The sequence below is a fragment of the Gordonibacter pamelaeae 7-10-1-b genome (genome assembly GCF_000210055.1).
Lineage (GTDB): Bacteria > Actinomycetota > Coriobacteriia > Coriobacteriales > Eggerthellaceae > Gordonibacter > Gordonibacter pamelaeae.
This window is the reverse complement of record NC_021021.1, coordinates 712,116-713,916: the sequence shown is the minus strand read 5'-3', so window position 1 is coordinate 713,916 and position 1,801 is coordinate 712,116. Positions and strand designations below refer to the sequence as shown.

General features: G+C 67.9%; 1 protein-coding gene and 1 pseudogene. Both read left to right on the top strand.

Going from position 1 to position 1,801, the window contains the following annotated elements; all coding sequences use genetic code 11:
• Positions 1 to 288, top strand: a pseudogene (locus GPA_RS03385) (J domain-containing protein); the annotation flags it as partial.
• Between the two features lie 66 nt (positions 289 to 354).
• Positions 355 to 1,801 (top strand): lysylphosphatidylglycerol synthase transmembrane domain-containing protein (locus tag GPA_RS03380; protein WP_041238936.1); only part of this gene is annotated, 1,447 nt, incomplete at its 3' end.

Sequence of the window (1,801 nt, the reverse complement as noted above, 5' to 3'; positions counted from 1 at the left end):
GTGCTCGCCGTGGCCGCGCTGCTGGGCTCGGTGGCAACCGGCCTGTTCTTCTACGTGATGATATCGCTCGTCTGGGGCCTGTGGAAGCGGCTGGGCAGCTGCCTCATCGGCTTCATCGTCCCCATCGCGCTTCTGGGCGCCCCCTTCGTGTTCCTCATCGCGCCGCGCCAGGGCGCTGTGACCGTCGGCCTGGTCGTCTTCTTCCTCGCGGCCGTGCTGTTCGACGTGAAGAACCTGCGCAACGCCCTGCGCGCCTACCGCGCCGCCAAACGTGCCGCCCGGGCGTAGCGCCTCCCCTCCACGACCTCGTGCTATACTAACCGCTTCCAGGTAACGTTCGCAGGAAGGGTCCGGTTGAAGAAAGCGCTGCTGCTCGTCCTCGGCATTGTCGCGGTGTGCTTCCTCATCGCGAACGCCGACTACCTGGCGAGCTTCCTCGCCACGCTCCAGACCGGCGCGCTCGTGCCGCTCGTGGTGGCGTGCGCGCTCATGCTGGCCCGCCACTTGGTGCAGGCAGCCTCCTACGATGCGGCCTTCGAGGCCGTGGGCCATAAGACCGGCTTCTGGCACAACGTCGTGCTCATCTTCTCGCTCGTGTTCATCAACACGTTCTGCCTGTTCTCGGGCGCCACGGGCGTGGCGTTCATCATCGACGACGCGCACCGGAGGGGCTGCGACGCGGGCCAGTCCACCTCGGGGGCCATCCTCTCGCAGATCGGCTACTTCGCCGCCATCCTCGTGATCTCGGTCATCGGCTTCGTCACCATGCTCGTGTCCGGCTCCATGAACACGCTCTTCCTCGTGGGGGGCCTCGCGCTCGCGGCGGTGCTGGCCGTGCTGTCCAGCATGTTCGTGGCGGGCTACCGCAAGCCGCGCATCCTGTTCCGGCTGTTCTTGGGCCTCGAGTCGCTCATCAACAAGGCGCTCGGCCTGCTGAAAAGGCACCTCAAGCCCGGATGGGGCCGCAAGACGGCCGGCTCGTTCATCTCGTCGGCGTCCATCCTGGCGAAGAACCCCCAGGGCACGCTCGTCACCGTGGCCTATGCGTCGTTCTCCGCCATCCTCAACATGGCGTGCCTCGTGGCCATCGGCTACGCGTTCGGCTTCACCCACGTCACCGCGCTCGTGGCGGCGTTCGCCGTGGCGGCCATCTCGGTGATACTCAGCCCCACGCCGCAGGGCGTGGGCGTGGTGGAGGCCGCCATCGCGGCCATCCTCACGGCGCATGGGTGCTCGCTCGCCACGGCCACGGCCATCGCGCTCGTGTACCGCGGCATCATGTTCTGGATGCCCTTCTGCATCGGCGCCGTGCTGCTGTCCCAATCCGGCTTCTTCGCCGACAAGAAGAACCCCTCCGAAGAGCAGCGCGCGAAGGACCTCGCTTGGATATCCGGCACGCTCGTGCTGCTGGTGGGCCTGGTGAACCTGGGCTTGGCCCTCATCCCCAAGTCGTTCGAGCCGTTCACCGTGCTCACGGAGTGGGTAAACATCGGCGGCGTGCTCATCGGCCCGGCGCTCATCGTGGGAAGCGCGGTGCTCGTCGTGCTGGCGGTGGGCCTCATCTTGCGCTTCCGCACGGCGTGGGCGCTCACCATCGGCGCGCTCGTGCTGCTGGCCGGCGCCGAGTTCCTTTACGTGAACACGTGGCAGGTGGCCGTGGCCGCCGTCGTGCTGGTGGTGTGGCTGTTCTGGAAGCGCTCCGCGTTCGACCGGCCCGTGGTGCTCAAGGGCGACGCCGCGCGCATCGCCCGCGAGTTCGGCGAGAACGTGGCCCGGTTCCGCCGTTGGCGCGCCGAGCGCC